1 protein-coding gene is annotated in these 270 nt (G+C 59.3%); it reads left to right on the forward strand.

The genetic code is table 11. From position 1 onward, the window contains the following. Positions 1 to 16: 16 nt before the first annotated feature. On the forward strand, positions 17 to 270 hold a 254-nt coding region (locus A3728_RS19975), incomplete at its 3' end, for a glycosyl hydrolase 108 family protein (protein ID WP_330220294.1).

Consider the following 270-nt stretch of genomic DNA (forward strand, 5'->3'; position numbering starts at 1 on the left):
TCACGAAGGCGGGTATGTGAACAACCGCAAAGACCCGGGCGGGGCCACCAACATGGGCATCATCCAGCGAACCTATGACGCCTACCGCAAGTTGATCGGCTTGGCCCGGCGCAGTGTCAGGTACATCACCCCGACCGAGCGCGACACAATCTATAAGACGCAGTTTTGGGACAAGGTGTTAGGCGACCGCCTGCCTTCCGGCGTTGATTATGCGGTGTACGACTTCGCGGTTAACTCGGGCGTCAAGCGGGCGTCTGAATACCTGCAACG

Source organism: Sulfitobacter sp. HI0040 (assembly GCF_001634885.1).
Taxonomy (GTDB): domain Bacteria; phylum Pseudomonadota; class Alphaproteobacteria; order Rhodobacterales; family Rhodobacteraceae; genus Sulfitobacter.